A 20,387-nucleotide genomic window follows, 5' to 3' on the forward strand; every position below is an offset into this window, starting at 1 on the left:
TAATGGAACATTATATTAGCCTCTTGACTAAAGCAGTTTTTGTTGAAAATATTTTATTAGCTTACTTCTTAGGTATGTGTTCATTTTTGGCTATTTCTAAAAAAGTGGATACTTCTATCGGTTTGGGTTTAGCGGTCACATTTGTTCTGACCATTACGGCACCGGCGAACTGGGCTATTCATCATTATTTCCTTCAAAAAGGTGCCTTGAGTTGGGCCGGATTTCCAAATGTAGACTTAAGCTTTTTAAATTTCATTGTTTTCATCGCAGTAATTGCCGCCATGGTACAATTGGTAGAAATGATTATGGATCGCTTTTCTTCAACACTTTACCATAATTTAGGAATATTCTTACCTTTGATTGCAGTAAACTGCTCCATATTGGGCGGATCATTATTTTTGGTTGAACGGGATTATACTTTCATAGAATCTACCGTATTTGGTTTTGGTTCTGGGTTAGGTTGGTTCTTGGCCATTGCATCTATGGCATCCATAAGATATAGACTTCGTTATTCTAATGTGCCAGCAAAACTCCGTGGTTTAGGCATTACCATGCTTTTAACAGGATTGCTTTCAATGGCATTCATGGCATTTTCGGGGATTGACCTTTAATGGCTTTCACTATTCTGAGTATTTCTGTTTTTACCGGAGTAATCCTTGTTTTGGTACTCCTCCTGAATTTTGCAGAATCCAAATTGCTTCCTCAAGGTGATGTAACCATTAAAATTAATGGGGATGATGACAAAGCAATTATCACTCGTCCCGGAGCGACACTTCTTTCAGCTTTAGCGAGCGAAAATATTTTTCTACCTTCCGCCTGTGGCGGTGGTGGCACTTGTGCCATGTGCAGATGTCAGGTGAATGAAGGGGGTGGCGGAATCTTACCAACAGAAACAGGCCATATTAATCGTAAGGATGCGAAGGACAATTGGCGCTTGGCATGCCAGGTTAAGATTAAAGAGAATATGGATATCCATGTTGCCGATGAAATATTTAATATCCGTAAATGGGAATGCAAAGTTCGCTCCAATAAAAATGTAGCCACATTTATTAAAGAATTGATTCTTGAACTTCCTGAAGGTGAAATCCTTGATTTTAAAGCGGGCGGCTATATCCAGATTGATATTCCTGAGTATCAAAATATGAGTTTCAAAAATTTTGAAATTGAGGAGGAATATCATCCTGATTGGGATAAATATAATATTTGGGATGTTACTGCTAATAATGATGATGATTGCTTTCGTGCATATTCTATGGCAAACCATCCTGCTGAAGGGAATATAGTTATGCTCAATGTGCGAATTGCTACACCTCCACCAGCTTTATGGAATGACGTCCCGCCCGGAATTGCTTCATCATATATATTTAATTTGAAACCAGGAGATATGGTGACCATATCAGGTCCATTTGGTGAATTTTTTGCTAAAGATTCTAATCGTGAAATGGTATATATTGGTGGTGGTGCAGGGATGGCCCCTTTACGCAGCCATCTTTTTGATCTTTTGGACACACAAAATACCGATCGAAAAATTTCATTCTACTATGGCGCTCGTTCCATGCGGGAAATGTTTTACCATGAAGATTTTCTCAGATTAGAAAGAGAACATCCAAATTTCAAATATACGGTCGCATTATCCGAGCCTATGCCCGAAGATAATTGGGAAGGGGCTACCGGATTTATTCACCAAGCAGCTCATGATCTCTATTTGGAAGACCATGAAGATCCAACCGAAATCGAATATTATATGTGTGGTCCACCCATGATGATTGATGCAGTGGATAAGATGCTTTATGATTTGGGTGTAGAAGATGAAATGATCGATTATGATAAATTTGGTTAAACAAAACAAGATTATAATTTTTAATAAAGCCCGACTTCTGTTGGGCTTTGTTACTATTGCAGGCCTATTGGGTTGCTCTCAGCCAAAGAAATATATGGAAATCCATGGCAATACAATGGGTACGACCTATTCCATTCGAATTGTTCCAAGTGCATCATTAGAATTAAACTTGGAAGAACTTCAGTTTGGCATGGATTCTATCCTGTCCAAAATTGATCGAGAAATGTCCACATATCGGTTGGATAGTGAAATTTCATTATTTAACAAATTAGGTCGCGGAATAGCACTCAATATTTCTGATGGATTTTCCACTGTCCTGAGTCGTGCCATTTATTGGGGAGAAAAAACCGAAGGTGCGCTGGATGTAACTGTATTGCCATCGGTCTTAGTTTGGCGTAGGGGGAAAGGAGATAGGGAATATCTTGAACAGTGGGAGCCGCCCACAGATCTAGAAGTTGTCGAGGCAATGGTGAAAGTTGGTTATAATGGAATCAACTTATCCCGTTCCACTTTAATAAAATCCCGAAAAGGACAAATGATAGATCTCAATGCCATTGCAAAAGGTTGGGGTGTCGATCAACTTTATGAATACATTCGTAATGCTGATGTTAAATATTTTATGGTAGAAATAGGTGGTGAAGTCCGAACAATGGGGAAAAATAATAAAGGAAAACAATGGAAGATTGGAATCGATAATCCTATGGTCGGTACCCTTCCTGGGGAAGAAATTTATTTGGTAGCATCCGTTACAAACCAAGCTATGGCCACCTCGGGGAATTACAGGAATTTTAAAGAATACGACAATGTAAAGTACTCCCATATTATTGATCCACGGACAGGTCGTCCCACCAAATCAAACATTGCGTCAGTTACAGTTATTGCAACAAGTTGTATGGATGCGGACGCTCTCGCAACTGCACTAAATGTTATGGAAGTGGAAAAAGGATTAGCATTGGTTGAATCATTAGATGGATTCGAAGCATTATGGATCATAAATGAAAATGAAGAATTAAAGTCAGTGGCATCGTCTGGGATGCCAATCGTTAATTAGCTATTATTACGGTTTCTGAGAGGGGTCATCACAAATTCCTCCGGTCAAGCAAACGCAATCACTGGCCACACCGCCACAAGATCCTTGCAGAGGCTTACGATTAAAAATTACACCAATGGACATTCCCAAGACGGCCACACCGATAACTAAAATTGCGAAGAAAATTTGCATGGTTAAATTTAATAAATTTTTTCGATTGAAAGTGCAAATCAAAAATTAGGATGGTTGTACTGAACCGTTTAATTTCAACGCTTATTGATTAACACATAACACCTAAATATACACTTCGAATGAAAATACTAATCTCCATATTATTGTTACCTGTCATGGCATTTGCTAGCGGCAGCAGTGGTACTCCCCATTTAGATGGGGCGAATTTATCCATATTATGGGTAATCCCATTTGCCGGAATTCTTTTGTCCATTGCTGGGTTTCCACTAGTGGCACCCCATTTTTGGCATCGAAATTTTGGAAAAATTTCTGCATTCTGGGCTTTATTATTAATTGTTCCATTTTTATTTAGTGCTGGTTTTTCAGTCACGCTTTATGAACTCCTCCACGTAGGGTTACTGGAATACATTCCATTCATCATATTACTTTTGGCATTATTCACTATTTCCGGTGGTGTTCAGCTAACGGGATCGTTGGTGGGGAAACCCATTGTAAATACTGGCGTAATACTTATCGGTACAATTTTGGCAAGTTGGATGGGAACCACCGGTGCAGCAATGCTATTGATTCGTCCTCTTATTCGTGCCAATAAGGATAGACAGAATAAAGTCCATGTAATTGTATTCTTTATTTTTCTCGTGGCAAATATTGGAGGGTCCCTGACGCCTCTTGGTGACCCGCCCCTGTTTCTGGGTTTCCTAAAAGGTGTGGATTTTTTCTGGACCACATCAGCCATGTTTGTACCCATGCTCTTTATGGCTGTTTGTTTATTAGCTATCTTTTTTGCTTTTGATACATTTCTATACAATCGGGAAGAATCCCATCCTGCTCCAGTATCTCCTGAGAAACTGGGTATTAAAGGATCATTAAACCTTTTATTATTGGTTGGCGTAATCGGTGGTGTTTTGTTGAGCGGTTTCTGGGATCCCCATATTTCTTTTGATGTTTACCACGTTCATATGGAATTACAAAATATTGTTAGAGATATCCTTTTACTCGGCTTAACTGTTGCTAGTTGGAAAATGACGAGCCAAACCATTCGAGAAGCTAATGAGTATACTTGGTTTCCCATTGTAGAAGTGGCCAAACTTTTTGCCGGAATATTTATTACAATCATTCCCGCCATCGCCATATTAAAAGCCGGTACAGATGGTGCTCTATCTGCGGTGATTAATTCTGTTTCAAATGAGGCAGGACCCATTAATTATATGTATTTCTGGGCCACTGGAATTTTGTCCAGCTTTTTGGATAATGCACCCACATATCTTGTGTTCTTCAATACTGCCGGAGGCGATCCTTCATTGCTCATGGGTGATTTGAGTCAAACTTTGTTGGCCATTTCAGCTGGTGCTGTTTTCATGGGAGCAAATACATATATAGGCAATGCGCCCAACTTTATGGTAAAATCTATTTCTGAATCATCGGGGATAGAAATGCCCTCCTTTTTCGGATACTTATTTAAATGGTCCATGCCCATTCTTATTCCATTGTTTCTTCTGGTTAGTTATATATTTTTCTGATTTATGCGGATTTCAAAAGTCACCACTAAAACGGGAGATAAGGGGGGTACAGGATTAGGTGATGGAAAACGCGTTTCCAAAGACCATCCACATATAGTATTTCAAGGAGATCTGGATGAATTGAATTCTTTTTTAGGCTTGACCGTTACAGCTTGTAACGAAAAGGAATTGGTAACTGAACTAAAATCCATCCAACAGGATATATTTAATATAGGCGGTGAAGCATCAATGCCCGGGACAGATATGGAATTATTTAGCAAAGACCGAATCAATATTTTAGAATCGTCTTTAGAAAAAATGAATAAATTTCTGCCACCATTAACAGAATTTATTTTGCCCGGCGGGGATGAGTTGTCCGCAAGGATTCATGTGGTTCGGGCGGTTTGCCGAAGGGTGGAACGATCCTGCGTAACATTAATGGAAACAGGAACGGATGTAAAATTCTGGCTGATTTACCTCAACCGCCTCAGTGATTACTTTTTTGTTTTGGCAAGATTTATATCTCAGAATCATGGGGAAGGTGAAACTCTTTGGGAACGAAATAATTAAATAATATTTAGTACTCTATCATTGCTTAAAATCTAAAAAATATACCTAAATTCGCGGTCTTAAAAACATCATGTTAGACTGGAAATCATTACATAAAACAATAGACGGTGTGGAAAGGATTTTACTCTCCACCCATGAAAACCCTGACGGGGATGGACTCGGTAGTGCCTGCGCCATGTATCATTACCTCAAAAGCCAGGGAAAAGATTGCCGTCTCATCCAAATTTCTGACCTCCCCTATGAATATGAATTTTTAAATGGAGGTGAGATTATTGAAACATACCGGTCTGACATTCATGATGATTGGATTTCTCAAGTAGATTTGGCCTTAATCTTTGATGTGGGCGATTACCGCCGTATGAGACAAATCGGTGATGAATTAGAATCCAACAAAATTCATGTTGTTAATATTGATCATCATCCCGATTTAAGCGATGGGCGTTTTGCCGAAAATTTTATCAATATTAAAGCGGCAGCCACCGGTGAAATGGTTTACGATTTTATGCAGGCTGGCAATGTGCCTCTAACGAATGAAATTGCGGTCGGCATATATACCGGCGTTATGACGGATACAGGCTCATTTTGCTATAGCAATACGAATCAAAAATGTCACAAGATTGCCATGGAATGTATCGCAGAAGGCGTGAATACATCGGCGATTTACCAGTCTGTATATGAGAGCAGTTCCAAAGGGCGAGTAGCTTTGCTAGGTCTTATACTGAATAAACTTCAATATAATGAAACAGGCGAATTGGCCTGGTTTACCATTGACCAAACTATGATGGATGAGGCTGGGGCCAACAAAAAAGATGTGGACGGCTTTACTGATTTTGTCCGCACTATCCGCGGTGTAGAGGTGGCGGTCATGATCTTTCAAAATTCCGAGAACACTTGCCGGATTAATCTTCGTTCCAAAGGAAAATATGTCATTAATGAAATTGCCAAAGCAATGGGCGGTGGTGGACATAAATTAGCTGCCGGCGCTGTAGCAGAGGGTTCTCTGGACGAAGTACTTCCAAAAGTATTAGCTGAAACTCGGGCTGTACTGGCGCAACAGAATGGGTATCATGAATGAAAATAATATTGGCTAAAGATGCGGGTTATTGTTTCGGCGTGAGGGATGCGGTCAATCTGGCATTCGATACAACGGAGAAATATGGCGATGTATATATGCTCGGTCACATCGTCCATAATGAGAATGTGGTCAAAGATTTAGATGATTCAGGTGCAAAAGTTGTGGATTCACTTGATGACGTACCTGAAGGCAAATCGATCCTTTTTCGCGCTCATGGTACTGCGGTAGATACGTGGGGAGAGGCCAATTCCAAAGATATGAATATCGTGGATGCCACTTGTCCGTTAGTGTTAGAGATCCATGAAGAAGTAAAAAAATTGGAAGCAGAAGGTCGTAAGATCATTATTGTGGGTGACCACGGGCATGATGAGGTTGTGGGTATTGCCAGCCAAGTTAAAGACCCTATAATTGTGGCCACACCAGAAGAAGCGGAAGCATTGCGGAAAACAAAACGAGCCGGTGTGGTTAGTCAATCCACCCAAACTATTGAAAATGTGCAAGAAATTATTAATATAATCATGACCAAGGTTTTTGACCTCCGGTTTGTGAATACGATTTGTTTCCCAACAAAGCGGAACCAAAGTCAGATTAAAGAATTAGCAAGGCAATGCGATGCCATGATTGTTATTGGATCATTCACAAGCGCCAATTCAAATCGTCTCACCGCTTTAGCTAAAGAAAGAAATGAAAGATCATACCAAGTTACTTGCGCAGAGGAGATTGATCCTAAATGGATAGAAGGTGTAGAAGCGGTTGGTGTATCCGCCGGCGCTAGTACACCGGATAATATTATTGACGAAGTTTTAACTAAAATTAAAGAAATTGGGAAAGTCCCAGAGGAGATTGTATATGGCTGATATAGGTTCATTCGAAGTAAAAGTCGGTTTAGCCGAAATGTTAAAAGGTGGTGTCATCATGGATGTGATGAACGCGGATCAGGCAAAAATAGCAGAAGATGCTGGCGCCGTTGCGGTGATGGCGTTAGAGCGAATCCCTGCATTGATCCGGAAGGAAGGCGGTATATCCCGTGCCAGTGATCCCCAGATGATTAAGGATATTCAAGCAACTGTATCAATCCCGGTAATGGCAAAAGTTCGTATTGGCCACTTTGTAGAAGCGCAGATACTGGAAGCGCTAGAAGTTGATTTTGTTGACGAAAGTGAAGTCCTCACACCTGCCGATGAACATAACCATATTTGGAAAAGTGATTTTAAAGTTCCCTTCGTTTGCGGTTGCCGAAACTTGGGTGAAGCACTGCGGCGGATCGGCGAAGGTGCGGCAATGATTCGGACCAAAGGTGAAGCAGGAAGCGGAAATATTGTTGAAGCAGTTCGCCATATGCGTCAGGTTCAAAGTGATATGAAGAAATTAACAGTTATGAATCAAGATGAACTTATGGCAGCAGCCAAAGATATGGGCGCACCATTTGAATTAGTCCAGCAAGTAGCTAAACTAGGTAAATTACCGGTTCCAAATTTTGCCGCCGGTGGCATTGCCACTCCCGCTGATGCATCTCTTATGATGCAGTTGGGAGCAGAGACAGTTTTTGTTGGTTCAGGTATTTTCATGAGTGATGATCCAGCGCCAAGAGCAAGAGCAATTGTGGATGCAGTGACTTACTACAAAGATCCCGCCAAACTTGTTGAAATTTCCACTGGTCTTCAAGCAGCCATGAAGGGTTTAGATATGGCTGAAATTCCTAAGGGAGAGCGTCTCCAGGAAAGAGGTTGGTAGGGAAGTGGGGCTTCCAATTTTAATATGATTGGTGTCCTAGCATTGCAGGGGGATTATGCAAAACATATTCAGATATTGAATATGCTCCAAATTCCTGCAAAAGAAATTCGCTATCCCAGTGAACTTGTTGAGATTAAAGGATTGGTCATTCCTGGCGGAGAATCATCAACTATGACCGATTTAATGAAGCGAATTGGTTTCCACGAACCATTGAGAAATTTCGCAAAAAAATATCCAATTTTGGGCACATGTGCCGGGTTGATTATGATGTCCTCAACGGCGCCTGATTCAAAGGTGGAACCTCTAAATGTCTTGGATGTTGAAGTGGATCGGAATGGATACGGGAGGCAAATCCATTCTTTTACAAAAGAATTACCAGTTCAATTAAACGGGACAGTCACTGAAGTTCCGGCTACTTTTATTCGTGCGCCGAAAATTACAAAAGTAAATAATGGTGTTGAAATTATTAGTGAATATAAAGGTAATCCTGTGGCAGTGAAACAAGGCCACCACCTTGGATTATCGTTTCATCCTGAATTGGATGGCATCACTATTTTTCACAATTATATTTTTAAAAAACAATTTCAAAAAACATATGCAGCTTAGTCTTCTGCCCAATATTAAATCTCCAGCGGATATTAAAAATTATTCCATGGATGAACTGCGACAATTGGCTGATGAAGTAAGGCACCATACAATAGAAGTGGTTAGTCAGGTGGGCGGTCATTTGGCCCCAACATTGGGTGTTGTTGAATTAACCGTAGCCCTTCACAAAGTATTTAATACACCGGATGATAAAATTGTTTGGGATGTGGGTCATCAAGGCTATGCCCATAAACTACTTACGGGACGATTTGATGCATTCCCAACCATACGCCAATATGGTGGCTTAAGTGGTTTTTTAAAGCGATCCGAAAGTGAATATGATGCATTTGGGGCAGGTCATGCATCCACATCTATTTCGGCTGCTACAGGCATTGCAGAAGCGCAAAAACGTACAGGAAAAAATTATCGTGTTGTTTCAGTTATTGGCGATGGTTCAATGACGGGCGGATTAGCTTTTGAAGCATTAAACAATGCGGGCCATTTGCGAACACCAATGCTAGTGGTTCTGAATGATAATGAAATGTCCATTAGTCCCAATGTAGGCGCTATCAATACTTATTTAACTAGAATTGTAACAAATCCACTTTATAACAGGATTCGGGATGAGATCTGGAAAATTTCTGGAAAATTACCTTTTGGAAAGCGCACAGCCCGAACCATGCTGCATCGAATAGAAGAAAGTTTAAAATCTTTACTAGTCCCGGGGATGCTATTTGAAGAATTGGGGTTTCGTTATATTGGTCCTGTAGATGGCCATAACTTGGATGAATTGGTACCAACCTTGGATCGAATCAAAGATTTAAAAACACCTGCCTTGTTGCATATCCTAACTAAAAAGGGTAAGGGTATGGTCTCTACTAATGGAGAGAATGGACAATACTACAGCGATGCGGTAAAATTCCATGCTGTGAAACCAAACGGGAAGGCAAAAGAAAAAATTTCTTCTCCAACGGATGTAGAACCCAGTGCGCCCATTTTTCAGAATGTATTCGGAGCGCTGGTTTGTGAAGTAGCTCGAAACAGGGATGATACAGTTTGTATAACAGCTGCCATGCGTGAGGGGACAGGCTTGGTACCCTTTGCGAAGGAATTTCCCGATCGCTATTATGATGTGGGTATTGCAGAAGGCCATGGTGTTACTTTTGCGGCAGGATTAGCTACTGAAGGTGTTCGTCCCATCGTCGCTATTTATTCAACATTTTTACAACGTGCTTTTGACCATATTGTCCACGATGTGGCCATTCAACATTTACCTGTTGTATTCTGTTTGGATCGCTCAGGTATAGCCGGTGAAGATGGCCCCACCCATCATGGCGCATTGGATATTTCTTACTTGAAATGCATACAGGGAATGGTTGTTGCGGCGCCAAAGAATGGAAATGAATTGCGCCATTTACTTTATACTGGACTCGATTACCAAGATGGCCCTTTTGCCATTCGATATCCTAAAGGATCCTCGAAAGAATTTGATACCAATGGTCAAGCTGAACTTTTGCCCATTGGCAGTTGGGAAGTTATGCGCCACGGAACTGATGTGGTGATCCTTGCAGTGGGTGCCCAAGTTTATGATGCCTTAGACGCGGCTGATAGGTTGAGCCAATCCGGAGTGAATTGTGAAATAGTAAACTGTCGCTTCATTAAACCAATGGACGAGGGATATTTAGAATCAATTATTGGCCGCTTCAATCAAGTGGTCACGGTAGAAGAAGGTGTAAAAACCGGCGGTTTTGGTGAAGGTGTATTGGCATGGCTATCCACCCATGACTTTGTAGGGAAAACTCGAATTATTAGCCTTCCAAATGAATTTGTTGAGCATGGTCCTCGTGATATTTTATTGAAGAATTGCGGTATTAGCCAAAATGGTATTGTTGATGCGGTTGATGTATCTCAATATCATGTTGAATTGGATAAATAGTCAATGAGCTCAATCGTATTGGTCCTTATAGGTCTTTCTTTTCTTTTCCTCGGATATAAATTTTACTCCAAATTTGTAGGTCAACGAATTTTTGGTATGAAAGATGAGAGTCATCCAATGCCTTCCAAAGAATTTGAAGATGGTGTGGATTTTGTCCCGACAAAAAAACATATACTTTTCGGACATCACTTTACATCCATTGCTGGGGCAGCGCCTATAATTGGTCCTTGTGTGGCAGCATATTGGGGATGGCTGCCGGCCTTAGTATGGATATTGGTAGGTACTGTATTTATGGGAGCCGTCCATGATTTTGGCGCACTAGTCACCAGTGCAAAAGAAAAAGGTCGCAGTATAGCTGATATTGCTTCTACGACGATCAGTAAAAGAGTTCGTCTCATGTTTCTAATCTTTATCATTCTATTGGTCTGGCTAGTTTTGGCTGTTTTTGCTATGGCAATTGCCGATTTATTCGTAGGAATTCCTGCATCAGTAATTCCCATCAATATTGAAATTATTATCGCTATCATTATGGGGTTTTTGATTTATAAAAAGAAAATGGATATCCTAATTCCATCCTTGGTTGCTTTAGCTTTATTATACTTTTTTATCTGGGTTGGTACAAAAGCGCCCATTGATTTCACTACAGCAATGCCGGTTCAAGATGCTAAGAATTTGTGGATCATCTTGTTATTTATTTATTCAGCTATTGCCAGTTTATTACCGGTATGGACCCTGCTTCAGCCTCGGGATTATATTAACAGCCACCAACTATTTGTGGGCTTGGGACTATTGTTTTTAGGAATTTTTGTAGCCCAGCCTATAGTTGATGCACCGGCCATTAGGTCTTTTTCTGAGCCTGGAGTGCCAGGGCTGTTCCCTCTTCTTTTCGTTACAGTTGCCTGTGGCGCAATTAGTGGATTTCATGGATTGGTGGCATCAGGAACATCTTCAAAACAGTTAGAAAAGTTATCTGATGCTCGAATGGTTGGCTATGGCGGAATGATCGGGGAGGGAACGTTAGCCTTGGCCTCAACCATCGCGGCGGTGGCGGGGATATCTTTGGTTACCCAATGTAATTTGCCCACTGTTGGTCCAGTTGCAGATTTGAATTGGGCAGTTTATTACGATTCATGGGAACATGCCAGTGGAAATAAAGCAACAGCATTTGTACTGGGCGGTGGCGCATTACTGCAATCATTAGGAATTTCATCTGAAATTGCAACTACCCTTATGGCCGTTTTGGTAATTTCATTTGCCGCCACAACTTTGGATACAGCCACAAGAATTCAACGATTTATCTTGAATGAATTCGGCGTTGCCACAAATATAAAACTATTGACGAATCGATATATTGCCACTGTTATTGCAATTGTGCCGGCAATTCTATTGGCCTTTTGGAATGTATCCGATCCTGGGACGGGTGCCACTCGTCAGGCCGGTTGGTTATTATGGCCAATCTTTGGGGCGAGTAACCAAATGCTAGCGGCACTCACACTTATGGTTCTGACCCTTTATTATTGGCAAAAGAAGAAGCCCATTCTGCCATTATTGATTCCAATGTTGCTCATCATGGCTCTCACTTTTACAGCTTTGGCTACGAATGCGATAAAATTTTATGGTACCAATAATATTCTTTTCGGATTAACCGTTATTCTCATAGGACTCATTATTTGGATGGCTTTTGAAGGTGTGAATAAGGTATTAGAAATTCGCCGAGCACCGTAAATTTCAAATTACAATTACAGCCAATACGGATATGTCTGATCAATTAGAATTATTTAATCAAGCCAAACAACAGTGGAAAGAGGAAGCGAAATCTTCTGCCACTAGAGATTATAGCTTTGAAACACTGAGCGGTGAATCATTGGAATCGCTATATTATCCTAAAAACCCTGGTAATGGATTTTTAGATAAATTGGGATTCCCCGGGCAATTCCCATATACGCGTGGTGTCCACGCCAATATGTATCGGGGTAAACTTTGGACCAAACGGCAATTCTCCGGATTTGGCACGCCGGAAGAAACCAACGCCCGCTACCATTCTTTATTAAGCAAAGGACAGACTGGATTATCGGTTGCCTTTGATATGCCCACATTAATGGGCTATGATCCAGATCACCCTTGGTCTAAAGGTGAAGTGGGGAAGTGCGGTGTCAGTATTGCATCCATCAAAGATATGGAACGGCTGTTTGAAGGAATAAATTTGGGTGATATTTCTGTGTCCCAGACGATTAATGGTCCCGCTGTCATCTTATTGGCCTTTTATATTGCCGTTGCCCAAAATCAAGGAGTACCATTAGAAAATTTGCGCGGCACCCTCCAAAATGATATTCTGAAAGAATTTATTGCCCAAAAAGAATGGATATTTCCACCGGAACCATCCATGAGAGTTATTACTGATATGATGTCTTTTTGCACTGAGCATATGCCTCAGTACAATACCATTTCAATTTCTGGTTACCACATCCGGGAAGCAGGATCCACCGCCGCCCAGGAGTTGGCTTTTACACTGGCGGATGGATTTACCTATGTGGAATACGCTATAGATGCAGGCTTGGATGTTGATGCATTCGCGCCTCGCTTATCCTTCTTTTTTAATTCCCACATGGATTTCTTTGAAGAAATTGCAAAGTACCGTGCCGCCCGTCGCATTTGGGCTAAACGGATGAAAAATAAATATGGCGCCAAGAATCCGCGCTCATGGAAATTGAGATTCCATACCCAAACTGCAGGATGCTCACTTACAGCTCAACAGCCTGAGAACAATATCGCCCGAACGGGCTTTCAAGCTATGGCGGCAGTTTTAGGCGGCACCCAATCGCTTCATACAAATTCAATGGATGAAACTTTAGCATTACCCACAGAAAAATCAGCCGAGATTGCACTGCGAACCCAACAATTGATTGCTTTTGAAACTGGTGTAGCTAATGTAGCCGATCCGCTAGGGGGATCATGGTTTGTGGAATCCTTAACAGATCAAATGGAAGCAGAAGCAGAAAAATATTTTGATGAAATTGAAAACCAAGGTGGTGTAATCTCTGCTATTGAAAAGGGATACTTTCAACGGGAAATTGCCCGTGCTGCCTCTATTTACCAACAGAAAATTGATAATAAACAATTGATTCATGTGGGTGTAAATAAATTCGTAAAGAAGGATGAAGAAATTGATATTCCTTTATTGGAAATTGGTGATAAAGCTGAAACCCTTCAGTTGAAAGCTTTGGCCGATTTGAGGATTGGGAGAAATGAGAATGCTGTAAAGGTGGCACTAATCCAAATACAGGAAGCTTGTGCTAATGGGGATAACATTATGCCACCTATCGTAGAAGCGGCCAAAATATTTGCAACAATGGGTGAAATTGTGGTGGCCATGAAATCTGAATTTGGCGAATGGCAAGAATCTGCTATATTTTAAGGGAAAACATGAATAGTAATAAAAAATTTAAACTAATGATCAGTGGGGTAATTGCTGTTGTGATTTTTTGGATTAGCTGGGTTTCTTCAAATCCTGCTGATGAAAAAGCCATGGCAACTTTTGTGTCCGTGGATGAACTCATCAAGGATAAGACGAACCGCCGTACGAAATTGGGAGGGTTGGTAAAAGATGGTTCTATTGTGATATCAGAAACAAATTATCTGGATTGCACTTTTATTCTGAAAGAAGGCGAAACAGAATTGGGAGTAAAGTATGACCGTACACGTCCAGATCTTTTCAAAGACGGAGCAGAGGTTATTGTCACCGGTCACTATCTCAATGGCACGTTTTACGCCGACGAATTGCAAACCAAATGTGCTTCCCGTTACGAAGGTGATCTTCGGGATGAAACTAGTTATAACTTAAACGAAATCGATACATGACCCCAATTGCCGGTAGTGTGGCACTAAACCTGGCATTCGGGTTTAGCATTCTCACTGTAATAACACTGATTTTCTATACGCAAACCAAAGATCAACGCTTGGTTCTCACCGGCCAACGATTGGCTTTGGGTGTTTCATTCTTTGTATTTCTTGCCACTTTTATTCTCAGTTACCAATTGCTGATTGGCAATTTTGATGTGGATTATGTTGCCCGATATACCAGTATAGAAACGCCAACTATTTATAAAATATCCGCCCTTTGGGCCGGACAGTCCGGATCACTATTATTTTGGTTATTTATTTTATCAATTTACACCACCATTGTGATATTGCAAAACCAGCGGAAGCATAATAGACTTATGCCTTGGGTGATTATTACATTAGCAATTATTCAAATGTTTTTTCTGGTGCTGACTAATTTTGTGGTTAATCCATTTTCACCCACAGAAGCAGACTTTATCGTAGCCAATGGGAATGGGTTGAATCCGCTTTTACAAAATATAACGATGGCAATTCACCCACCTACCTTGTATTTAGGCTATGTGGGTTTTTCAGTCCCTTTTGGTTTTGCCATTTCAGCACTCATGAACCGCGACACTAGCCCATTATGGATCCAGAGTATTCGTCGCTGGACATTGGTGGCATGGTTATTTTTAAGTATGGGAATTATCCTCGGCGGCTGGTGGGCCTACCAGGAATTAGGTTGGGGCGGTTACTGGGCTTGGGACCCAGTTGAAAATGCCAGTTTTATGCCTTGGCTAACTGCAACTGCTTTTATTCATTCCATCATAATCCAGGAAAAGAAGGACATGCTTCGAGTGTGGAATATGGTTTTAATTATAATCACATTTACACTTTGTATTTTTGGTACTTTTCTTACGCGGTCTGGCGTTATGAGTTCTGTTCATTCATTCACAGCTTCTTCATTGGGTCCGATTTTCTTAACATTTGTTTTCTTTATACTGGTAGCATCTTTTGGATTAATGTACACTCGATTGAACGATTTACGCTCACCACGAAAAATGGAATCTTTCACATCCCGTGAAAGTGGTTTTTTATTCAACAATATGGTTTTTGTTGTTTTGTGTTTTTCTGTGTTTTGGGGGACGCTTTTTCCAGTGATCTCTGAAGCGGTTCGGGGAACAAAAATTACTGTTGGCCCACCATTCTTTAATCAAATCAATATACCAATCGGATTGATTTTATTGGCATTAACAGGTATTGGGCCATTATTAGCTTGGCGAAAGACAGGAAGAAAAAGCTTAATCAGAAATTTTACATTCCCAATTTTAACTGGATTGATTACAATGATAATCCTTCTGATCCTTGGGTATACTGGAAATGTAGTGATTTCATTTAGCTTATGTGCTTTTGTAACGGCTACAGTTTTAACTGAATTTGTCCGTGGCATTCGGGCTCGAACGAATAAATTTAATGAATCTATATTTACTGCATTAATCCGAATGGTGAGTAAAAATCGTTCCCGTTATGGTGGATATGTTGTTCATTTAGGTATCGTATTTATGTTCATTGGTTTCACGGGCCATGCCTTTGACAAGGAGAAAGAATTCAGTCTAAAGGTCGGGGAGAAGAATCATGTGGCGGGATATGAATTTGAATTAACTCAATTATCAGAATCAGAACGACTTAACCATTATGCCTGGATTTCAGATTTACGGGTAACAAATTCTGAGGGTGAATTCGTCACTAATCTTCATCCTGAAAAAAGAATCTATTTCCATAATAATCCAGATATAAATCGTCGACAACCTCATAGCGAATTGGATATTTATACTACAATGAATAAAGATATTTATTCAATCTTTTCTGCTGTTGACAATGAGAATGGAGTTGCATTTATAAAAATTATGGTAAATCCTCTCGTGCGCTGGGTTTGGGTCGGCGGTTATATTCTCGTTTTTGGTACGGTGGTAGCAATGTGGCCAAGGAAAGATCAACAATGGATATAATCCGTGATTATAGCTTGGTACTTATCTTCTTCATATTGCCAATAATCTTTATACTTCAGCCCTTATTTTTACCCTATTTTGAAGCGCCGGATGATGTTGCCGATATTCCTTCATTAAGACGCAAAAAACTTTTACTATACCGCCAAATTAATGAATTAGAAATGGAGTTTGACATTGGGAATATAAATGAAGAAGATTTCCAGTCTGGCCGGAATGAATTAAAGCAGGAAGTTTCTGAAATCATTGCCCTATTGATGGCCAAGTAGCGTGTTTTAATGCTATTAGTTTCAAATGTAAAAAAATCCTTTAATCATCGTCCCGTGTTAAAAAATGTTTCCTTTTCTATAAAGAAAGAAGAAACAGTAGTCATCATGGGTAAGAATGGTGCAGGAAAATCTACTTTGCTTCGGATATTGGCGCGGATCATGGCATGCGATGGCGGTGAAATATCATTCCAAAATGGTGATTTGCTAAAAGGACTTCCCTCTATAAGAAAAAATATATTATATCTAGGTCATGCACCGGCAATGTATACCGCTTTATCGGCAGTTGAAAATTTAAAATTAGCCATGCAATTAAGAGGTATGACCATCGGTCGCTCAAAGATTAAAAAACAGCTGGGTCAATTTGGATTATTTGATCAAGTAGACGATCCAATCTCGATTTATTCTCAAGGTATGCTCCAGCGCTTGAAATTGACCTATGCTGAACTAGCTCATTGGGATTTGTTGCTCATTGATGAACCATTCTCAGGTTTAGATAGGGACGGAATCGACCTCATGGATAACGCTATAAACGGTTGGAAAAATATAGGAAAATCTATCTGCATGGTGCTTCACAACAAAGAGCGGGCAGAAGAATATGGTGATCGGATTCTTCAACTGGAGGATGGAATATTCCTTGAATCTTGATGTTTTTCACATTACTTAAAAAAGAATTATTTATTGAATTTCGATCTCGGGAAGTTACCCTTTCCATGTTGGTTTTTGGACTTTCCATCATTCTTACTTTCGCATTTACATCTAACGTATCGCCGGTGATCGTGGCCAACTATGCCCCGGGAATGTTTTGGATTATGGTGTTGTTTGTAGCAGTTTTGGGTGTTCACCGATCCTTCGCTTATGAAAAAGAATTTGATGCTTTTTCAATGTTGATTAGCGCACCAGTTGATCGAGGACTCATTTTTCTTTCAAAATGGATTAGCGGATTCATCTTTTTATCTATAATGGAACTGCTTATTGTTCTTCCATTTTTTAAATTTTTACTAATAAATTTCCCAGCACAGCCATTATTTGCATTGGGAACAACATTGTTGATTAATTTAGCTATTATGGCAATTGCCAATCTTGTTTCCGGACTCGCAATGCGGGCAAGATTGAGCGAAGTTCTATTACCAGTTTTATTATTTCCACTGGTATCACCTGTAATAATAGCGGCGACAAAAATATCTGCAGGAATCATGGCTGCAGACCCCATTGAATTATGGAAAATATGGTTGTTAATCGTCCTATCTGTTATAGTAATTTTCGGCCTAGTTGGATACACTTTATTCGACTTTATTACTGAAGAATAATGAAACCATTTTTTCAAAATAAAACCAACCAAGTTTGGTTTCTATTGACAGTCTGTCTAATGCTGTTCAATATATGGCATGTAATTTTTGTTACACCCATGGTACCTGATCAGCACTGGGCTCAAAAGATTTTCTATGTTCATGTACCCTCAGCCTGGGTTGCATTCCTATCCTTTTTTATTGTCATGGTTGCAGGCATTATGTTTTTCGTCAAAGGGGACGATCGTTGGGATGATGTAGGTCTTGCGGCGGCTGAAATTGGCACCTTATTTACGGCACTCGTTTTAACGACAGGGCCAATTTGGGCTACGCCAATTTGGGGCCAACCATGGGTATGGGAACCGCGCCTCACCACAACATTAATCTTATTCTTAATCTATATCGGTTATTTCATGATGCGATCATTTGGTGGCCATGCAGAACGTGTAAAACGTTATGCCGCCGCCTTGGGTATTATTGCCTTTGCGGATGTTCCAATTATCTTTATATCGGTCCAGTTTTGGTCACCAGAAATTCAATCCCATCCTCAGGTAGAAATGGCCCAACAGCCTACGGGAATCCTAGTGCCATTTTTATTATCTTTAGGCATTTTTACATTACTGTATACATTAATGTTGAGATATAGAATTCATGTGATACGAATTAACAACAGGAATGTGGCTCATGTATAATTTTTTTGGTTATTTTCTGGCCGTTTATATAATTGTATTTGGAACCATTGTGGTATGGTTCACCATTCAACTTTGTTCAGAAAGTCGTTTGCTGAACAAAAATCAAACAAAAAATTCGAATAAGGAGTCGTATTAAATGGAGCGTAAAATTGTCCATGTCGTTGGGACAGGAACTATAGGTGAGCCGCTGATCGGTTTGCTATGTGATTATCGCGATCAACTTGGAATTGACGAGGTCACATTTAATAAAAATTCTCCTCTACGTAGCGATCGTTCAAAAGTTATAGATCTTTTAAAAAGAGGAGCTCGCCTTGCAGTGGGTGAGGACAAAGTTGAAGGATTTAAAGTGTTAGGAATGGATCCTGAACTTGAAACGGAAGAGGCCATTGGTCGTGCTTCAGTTGTGATTGACTGTACGCCATCCGGTGTGGGTCATCAGAATAAGGAAAGGTATTACCATAAATTTGATGATAAAGTAAAAGGATTTATGGCGCAGGGCAGTGAAGATGGCTTCGGTGTAAAGTATGCCCGTGGTATCAATGATTCTGTCCTTAAGAATGGAGACAATCAATTTATCCAAGTGGTGTCCTGCAATACTCATAATATTTCATGTATTACAAATACCCTAGCCTTAGATGGCCATGGTCCTGAAAATCTCAAGGAAGGCCGTTTTGTTTGTGTCCGTCGTGCCAATGATACGAGCCAGGCCGGGGGTTTTATCCCTGCGCCAGCAGTGGGTGGCCACAGTGATGAAATGTTCGGTTCTCACCATGCCAAAGATGCATCAGAGCTATTCGCCACTTTAGGGTATGAATTGAATTTATTTTCTTCAGCAATGAAGGTGAACAGCCAGTATATGCATGTACTTTGGTTTGCCCTAAAGACAAAAGAACCCACCAATTTGAATGAAGTAAAAGATCGTCTTGCAGCCAATGATCTGGTTGCTATGACAACTAAAAATATGACCAGTACAGTTTATTCATTCGGGAGAGATCATGGCCATTTTGGACGCATTTTAAATCAAACTGTTGTGGTGGAACAATCCCTTCATGTAAGGAATGAACACGAGATCTATGGATTCTGCTTTACACCGCAGGATGGCAATTCCATCTTGAGTAGTATTTCTGCCGCAGAACGATTCCTTTATCCCCATTCTTATGAGGATAAGATTCAGTGTCTTAACGAACTTTTCTTTGACGAAATTTGAGCTTTAATGTAGAAACGGTCGTCACGGGCCCGTTTCAAGAGAATAGTTATATTGCTTGGTATCCTGATTCATCTCAGGCGGTACTGGTGGATCCAGGTGATGATGATAGCTTAATTATGCAGACCCTTGAGAATCATAACTTGATTCCCGTTGCCATTATTAATACCCATGCTCATTTGGATCATATTGGTGCTGTACATCCTTTAAAAGAAAAGTATCAAATTCCATTTTATCTCCATGAGGATGAAAAATATATTCTTGATACCTATGAAGCGACATGTCAAATGTTTGGAATGCCGCCAAAACAAACACCAACAGTGGATATATGGTTTAAGGATGAGACTGAGATAACAATCGGTGATTTTCATTTTAATACGGTGAATACTCCAGGGCATACGCCAGGAGGTACTTGCTTGGAGATAGAAAACCATATTTTTGTTGGTGATACTCTTTTTCGTGGAAGTGTAGGACGAACCGATTTGCCCGGCGGTGATTGGAATACATTAGAATCATCATTGATTCATTTGGTGAAAACTGTAAACCATGAACGGATTGTCCATTCTGGTCATGGCCCCGATACAACAATAGAATTTGAAATAAGAGAAAACCCCTTTTTAATTCCCTTAAAAGACAGGTTAAATTGAAAG

At 40.3% G+C, this 20,387-nt stretch carries 21 protein-coding genes; 20 read left to right on the forward strand and 1 reads right to left on the reverse strand.

Annotated elements, in window-relative coordinates; genetic code table 11:
• Positions 1 to 2: 2 nt before the first annotated feature.
• From nqrE to HN459_00375, 3 genes are read left to right on the forward strand one after another with little or no spacing between them, the layout of a single operon-like run.
• Positions 3 to 611, forward strand: coding sequence for an NADH:ubiquinone reductase (Na(+)-transporting) subunit E (nqrE, locus tag HN459_00365; GenBank protein MBT3477894.1), 609 nt, complete (start codon positions 3 to 5; stop codon positions 609 to 611).
• Entirely contained in the window at positions 611 to 1,840 is a 1,230-nt protein-coding gene (locus HN459_00370) for an NADH:ubiquinone reductase (Na(+)-transporting) subunit F (GenBank protein ID MBT3477895.1), read from the forward strand. The genes nqrE and HN459_00370 overlap by 1 nt, the downstream gene beginning before the upstream one ends.
• Positions 1,824 to 2,891 (forward strand): FAD:protein FMN transferase, encoded by a 1,068-nt coding sequence (locus tag HN459_00375; protein ID MBT3477896.1) that lies wholly within the window; start codon positions 1,824 to 1,826, stop codon positions 2,889 to 2,891. The genes HN459_00370 and HN459_00375 overlap by 17 nt, the downstream gene beginning before the upstream one ends.
• 6 nt (positions 2,892 to 2,897) lie before the next feature.
• Here the strand turns inward: HN459_00375 and nqrM are convergent, their stop codons facing one another.
• The gene (gene nqrM / locus HN459_00380) at positions 2,898 to 3,062 is read right to left on the reverse strand and encodes a (Na+)-NQR maturation NqrM (protein MBT3477897.1); all 165 of its coding nucleotides are present in this window, start codon (positions 3,060 to 3,062) and stop codon (positions 2,898 to 2,900) included.
• 155 nt (positions 3,063 to 3,217) lie between these two features.
• Between nqrM and HN459_00385 the strand changes: the two genes are divergently transcribed.
• From HN459_00385 to HN459_00465, 17 genes are all read left to right on the forward strand, one after another.
• The gene (locus HN459_00385; protein ID MBT3477898.1) at positions 3,218 to 4,582 is read left to right on the forward strand and encodes a sodium:proton antiporter; all 1,365 of its coding nucleotides are present in this window, start codon (positions 3,218 to 3,220) and stop codon (positions 4,580 to 4,582) included.
• A gap of 3 nt (positions 4,583 to 4,585) precedes the next feature.
• Complete coding sequence (locus HN459_00390) at positions 4,586 to 5,131, forward strand: cob(I)yrinic acid a,c-diamide adenosyltransferase (GenBank protein MBT3477899.1); 546 nt, start codon at positions 4,586 to 4,588, stop codon at positions 5,129 to 5,131.
• A 70-nt stretch (positions 5,132 to 5,201) separates the two neighbouring features.
• Complete coding sequence (locus tag HN459_00395) at positions 5,202 to 6,206, forward strand: bifunctional oligoribonuclease/PAP phosphatase NrnA (protein MBT3477900.1); 1,005 nt, start codon at positions 5,202 to 5,204, stop codon at positions 6,204 to 6,206.
• Positions 6,203 to 7,063 carry a 4-hydroxy-3-methylbut-2-enyl diphosphate reductase gene (gene ispH, locus HN459_00400; GenBank protein ID MBT3477901.1) on the forward strand — a complete coding sequence of 287 codons (861 nt, stop codon included), beginning with the start codon at positions 6,203 to 6,205 and terminating at the stop codon, positions 7,061 to 7,063. The genes HN459_00395 and ispH overlap by 4 nt, the downstream gene beginning before the upstream one ends.
• A complete protein-coding gene (gene pdxS, locus HN459_00405; GenBank protein MBT3477902.1) occupies positions 7,056 to 7,940 on the forward strand; it encodes a pyridoxal 5'-phosphate synthase lyase subunit PdxS in 885 nt (294 codons plus the stop codon). The genes ispH and pdxS overlap by 8 nt, the downstream gene beginning before the upstream one ends.
• Before the next feature lie 24 nt (positions 7,941 to 7,964).
• Positions 7,965 to 8,546, forward strand: a complete 582-nt coding sequence (gene pdxT / locus HN459_00410) for a pyridoxal 5'-phosphate synthase glutaminase subunit PdxT (protein ID MBT3477903.1) — start codon at positions 7,965 to 7,967, stop codon at positions 8,544 to 8,546.
• A complete protein-coding gene (locus HN459_00415; GenBank protein MBT3477904.1) occupies positions 8,482 to 10,461 on the forward strand; it encodes a 1-deoxy-D-xylulose-5-phosphate synthase in 1,980 nt (659 codons plus the stop codon). Before pdxT ends, HN459_00415 begins: the two co-directional genes overlap by 65 nt.
• A 3-nt stretch (positions 10,462 to 10,464) precedes the next feature.
• Positions 10,465 to 12,186 carry a carbon starvation protein A gene (locus HN459_00420; GenBank protein MBT3477905.1) on the forward strand — a complete coding sequence of 574 codons (1,722 nt, stop codon included), beginning with the start codon at positions 10,465 to 10,467 and terminating at the stop codon, positions 12,184 to 12,186.
• Between the two features lie 31 nt (positions 12,187 to 12,217).
• A complete protein-coding gene (locus tag HN459_00425) occupies positions 12,218 to 13,876 on the forward strand; it encodes a methylmalonyl-CoA mutase family protein (GenBank protein MBT3477906.1) in 1,659 nt (552 codons plus the stop codon).
• Between the two features lie 8 nt (positions 13,877 to 13,884).
• Complete coding sequence (locus tag HN459_00430; GenBank protein MBT3477907.1) at positions 13,885 to 14,319, forward strand: cytochrome c maturation protein CcmE; 435 nt, start codon at positions 13,885 to 13,887, stop codon at positions 14,317 to 14,319.
• Positions 14,316 to 16,289: a heme lyase CcmF/NrfE family subunit gene (locus HN459_00435; GenBank protein MBT3477908.1), complete on the forward strand. Its 1,974-nt coding sequence runs from the start codon at positions 14,316 to 14,318 to the stop codon at positions 16,287 to 16,289. Before HN459_00430 ends, HN459_00435 begins: the two co-directional genes overlap by 4 nt.
• Positions 16,280 to 16,555 (forward strand): hypothetical protein, encoded by a 276-nt coding sequence (locus HN459_00440; GenBank protein ID MBT3477909.1) that lies wholly within the window; start codon positions 16,280 to 16,282, stop codon positions 16,553 to 16,555. The genes HN459_00435 and HN459_00440 overlap by 10 nt, the downstream gene beginning before the upstream one ends.
• A 9-nt stretch (positions 16,556 to 16,564) precedes the next feature.
• Positions 16,565 to 17,200 (forward strand): ABC transporter ATP-binding protein, encoded by a 636-nt coding sequence (locus HN459_00445; GenBank protein ID MBT3477910.1) that lies wholly within the window; start codon positions 16,565 to 16,567, stop codon positions 17,198 to 17,200.
• Positions 17,200 to 17,862 carry an ABC transporter permease gene (locus HN459_00450; GenBank protein ID MBT3477911.1) on the forward strand — a complete coding sequence of 221 codons (663 nt, stop codon included), beginning with the start codon at positions 17,200 to 17,202 and terminating at the stop codon, positions 17,860 to 17,862. The genes HN459_00445 and HN459_00450 overlap by 1 nt, the downstream gene beginning before the upstream one ends.
• The gene (gene ccsA / locus HN459_00455) at positions 17,862 to 18,533 is read left to right on the forward strand and encodes a cytochrome c biogenesis protein CcsA (protein MBT3477912.1); all 672 of its coding nucleotides are present in this window, start codon (positions 17,862 to 17,864) and stop codon (positions 18,531 to 18,533) included. Before HN459_00450 ends, ccsA begins: the two co-directional genes overlap by 1 nt.
• Positions 18,534 to 18,669: 136 nt before the next feature.
• Positions 18,670 to 19,740, forward strand: coding sequence for a hypothetical protein (locus HN459_00460; protein ID MBT3477913.1), 1,071 nt, complete (start codon positions 18,670 to 18,672; stop codon positions 19,738 to 19,740).
• The gene (locus tag HN459_00465; protein ID MBT3477914.1) at positions 19,737 to 20,384 is read left to right on the forward strand and encodes an MBL fold metallo-hydrolase; all 648 of its coding nucleotides are present in this window, start codon (positions 19,737 to 19,739) and stop codon (positions 20,382 to 20,384) included. The genes HN459_00460 and HN459_00465 overlap by 4 nt, the downstream gene beginning before the upstream one ends.
• Positions 20,385 to 20,387 lie beyond the last annotated feature (3 nt).

The sequence above is a fragment of the Candidatus Neomarinimicrobiota bacterium genome (assembly GCA_018647265.1).
GTDB lineage: Bacteria > Fidelibacterota > Marinisomatia > Marinisomatales > TCS55 > TCS55.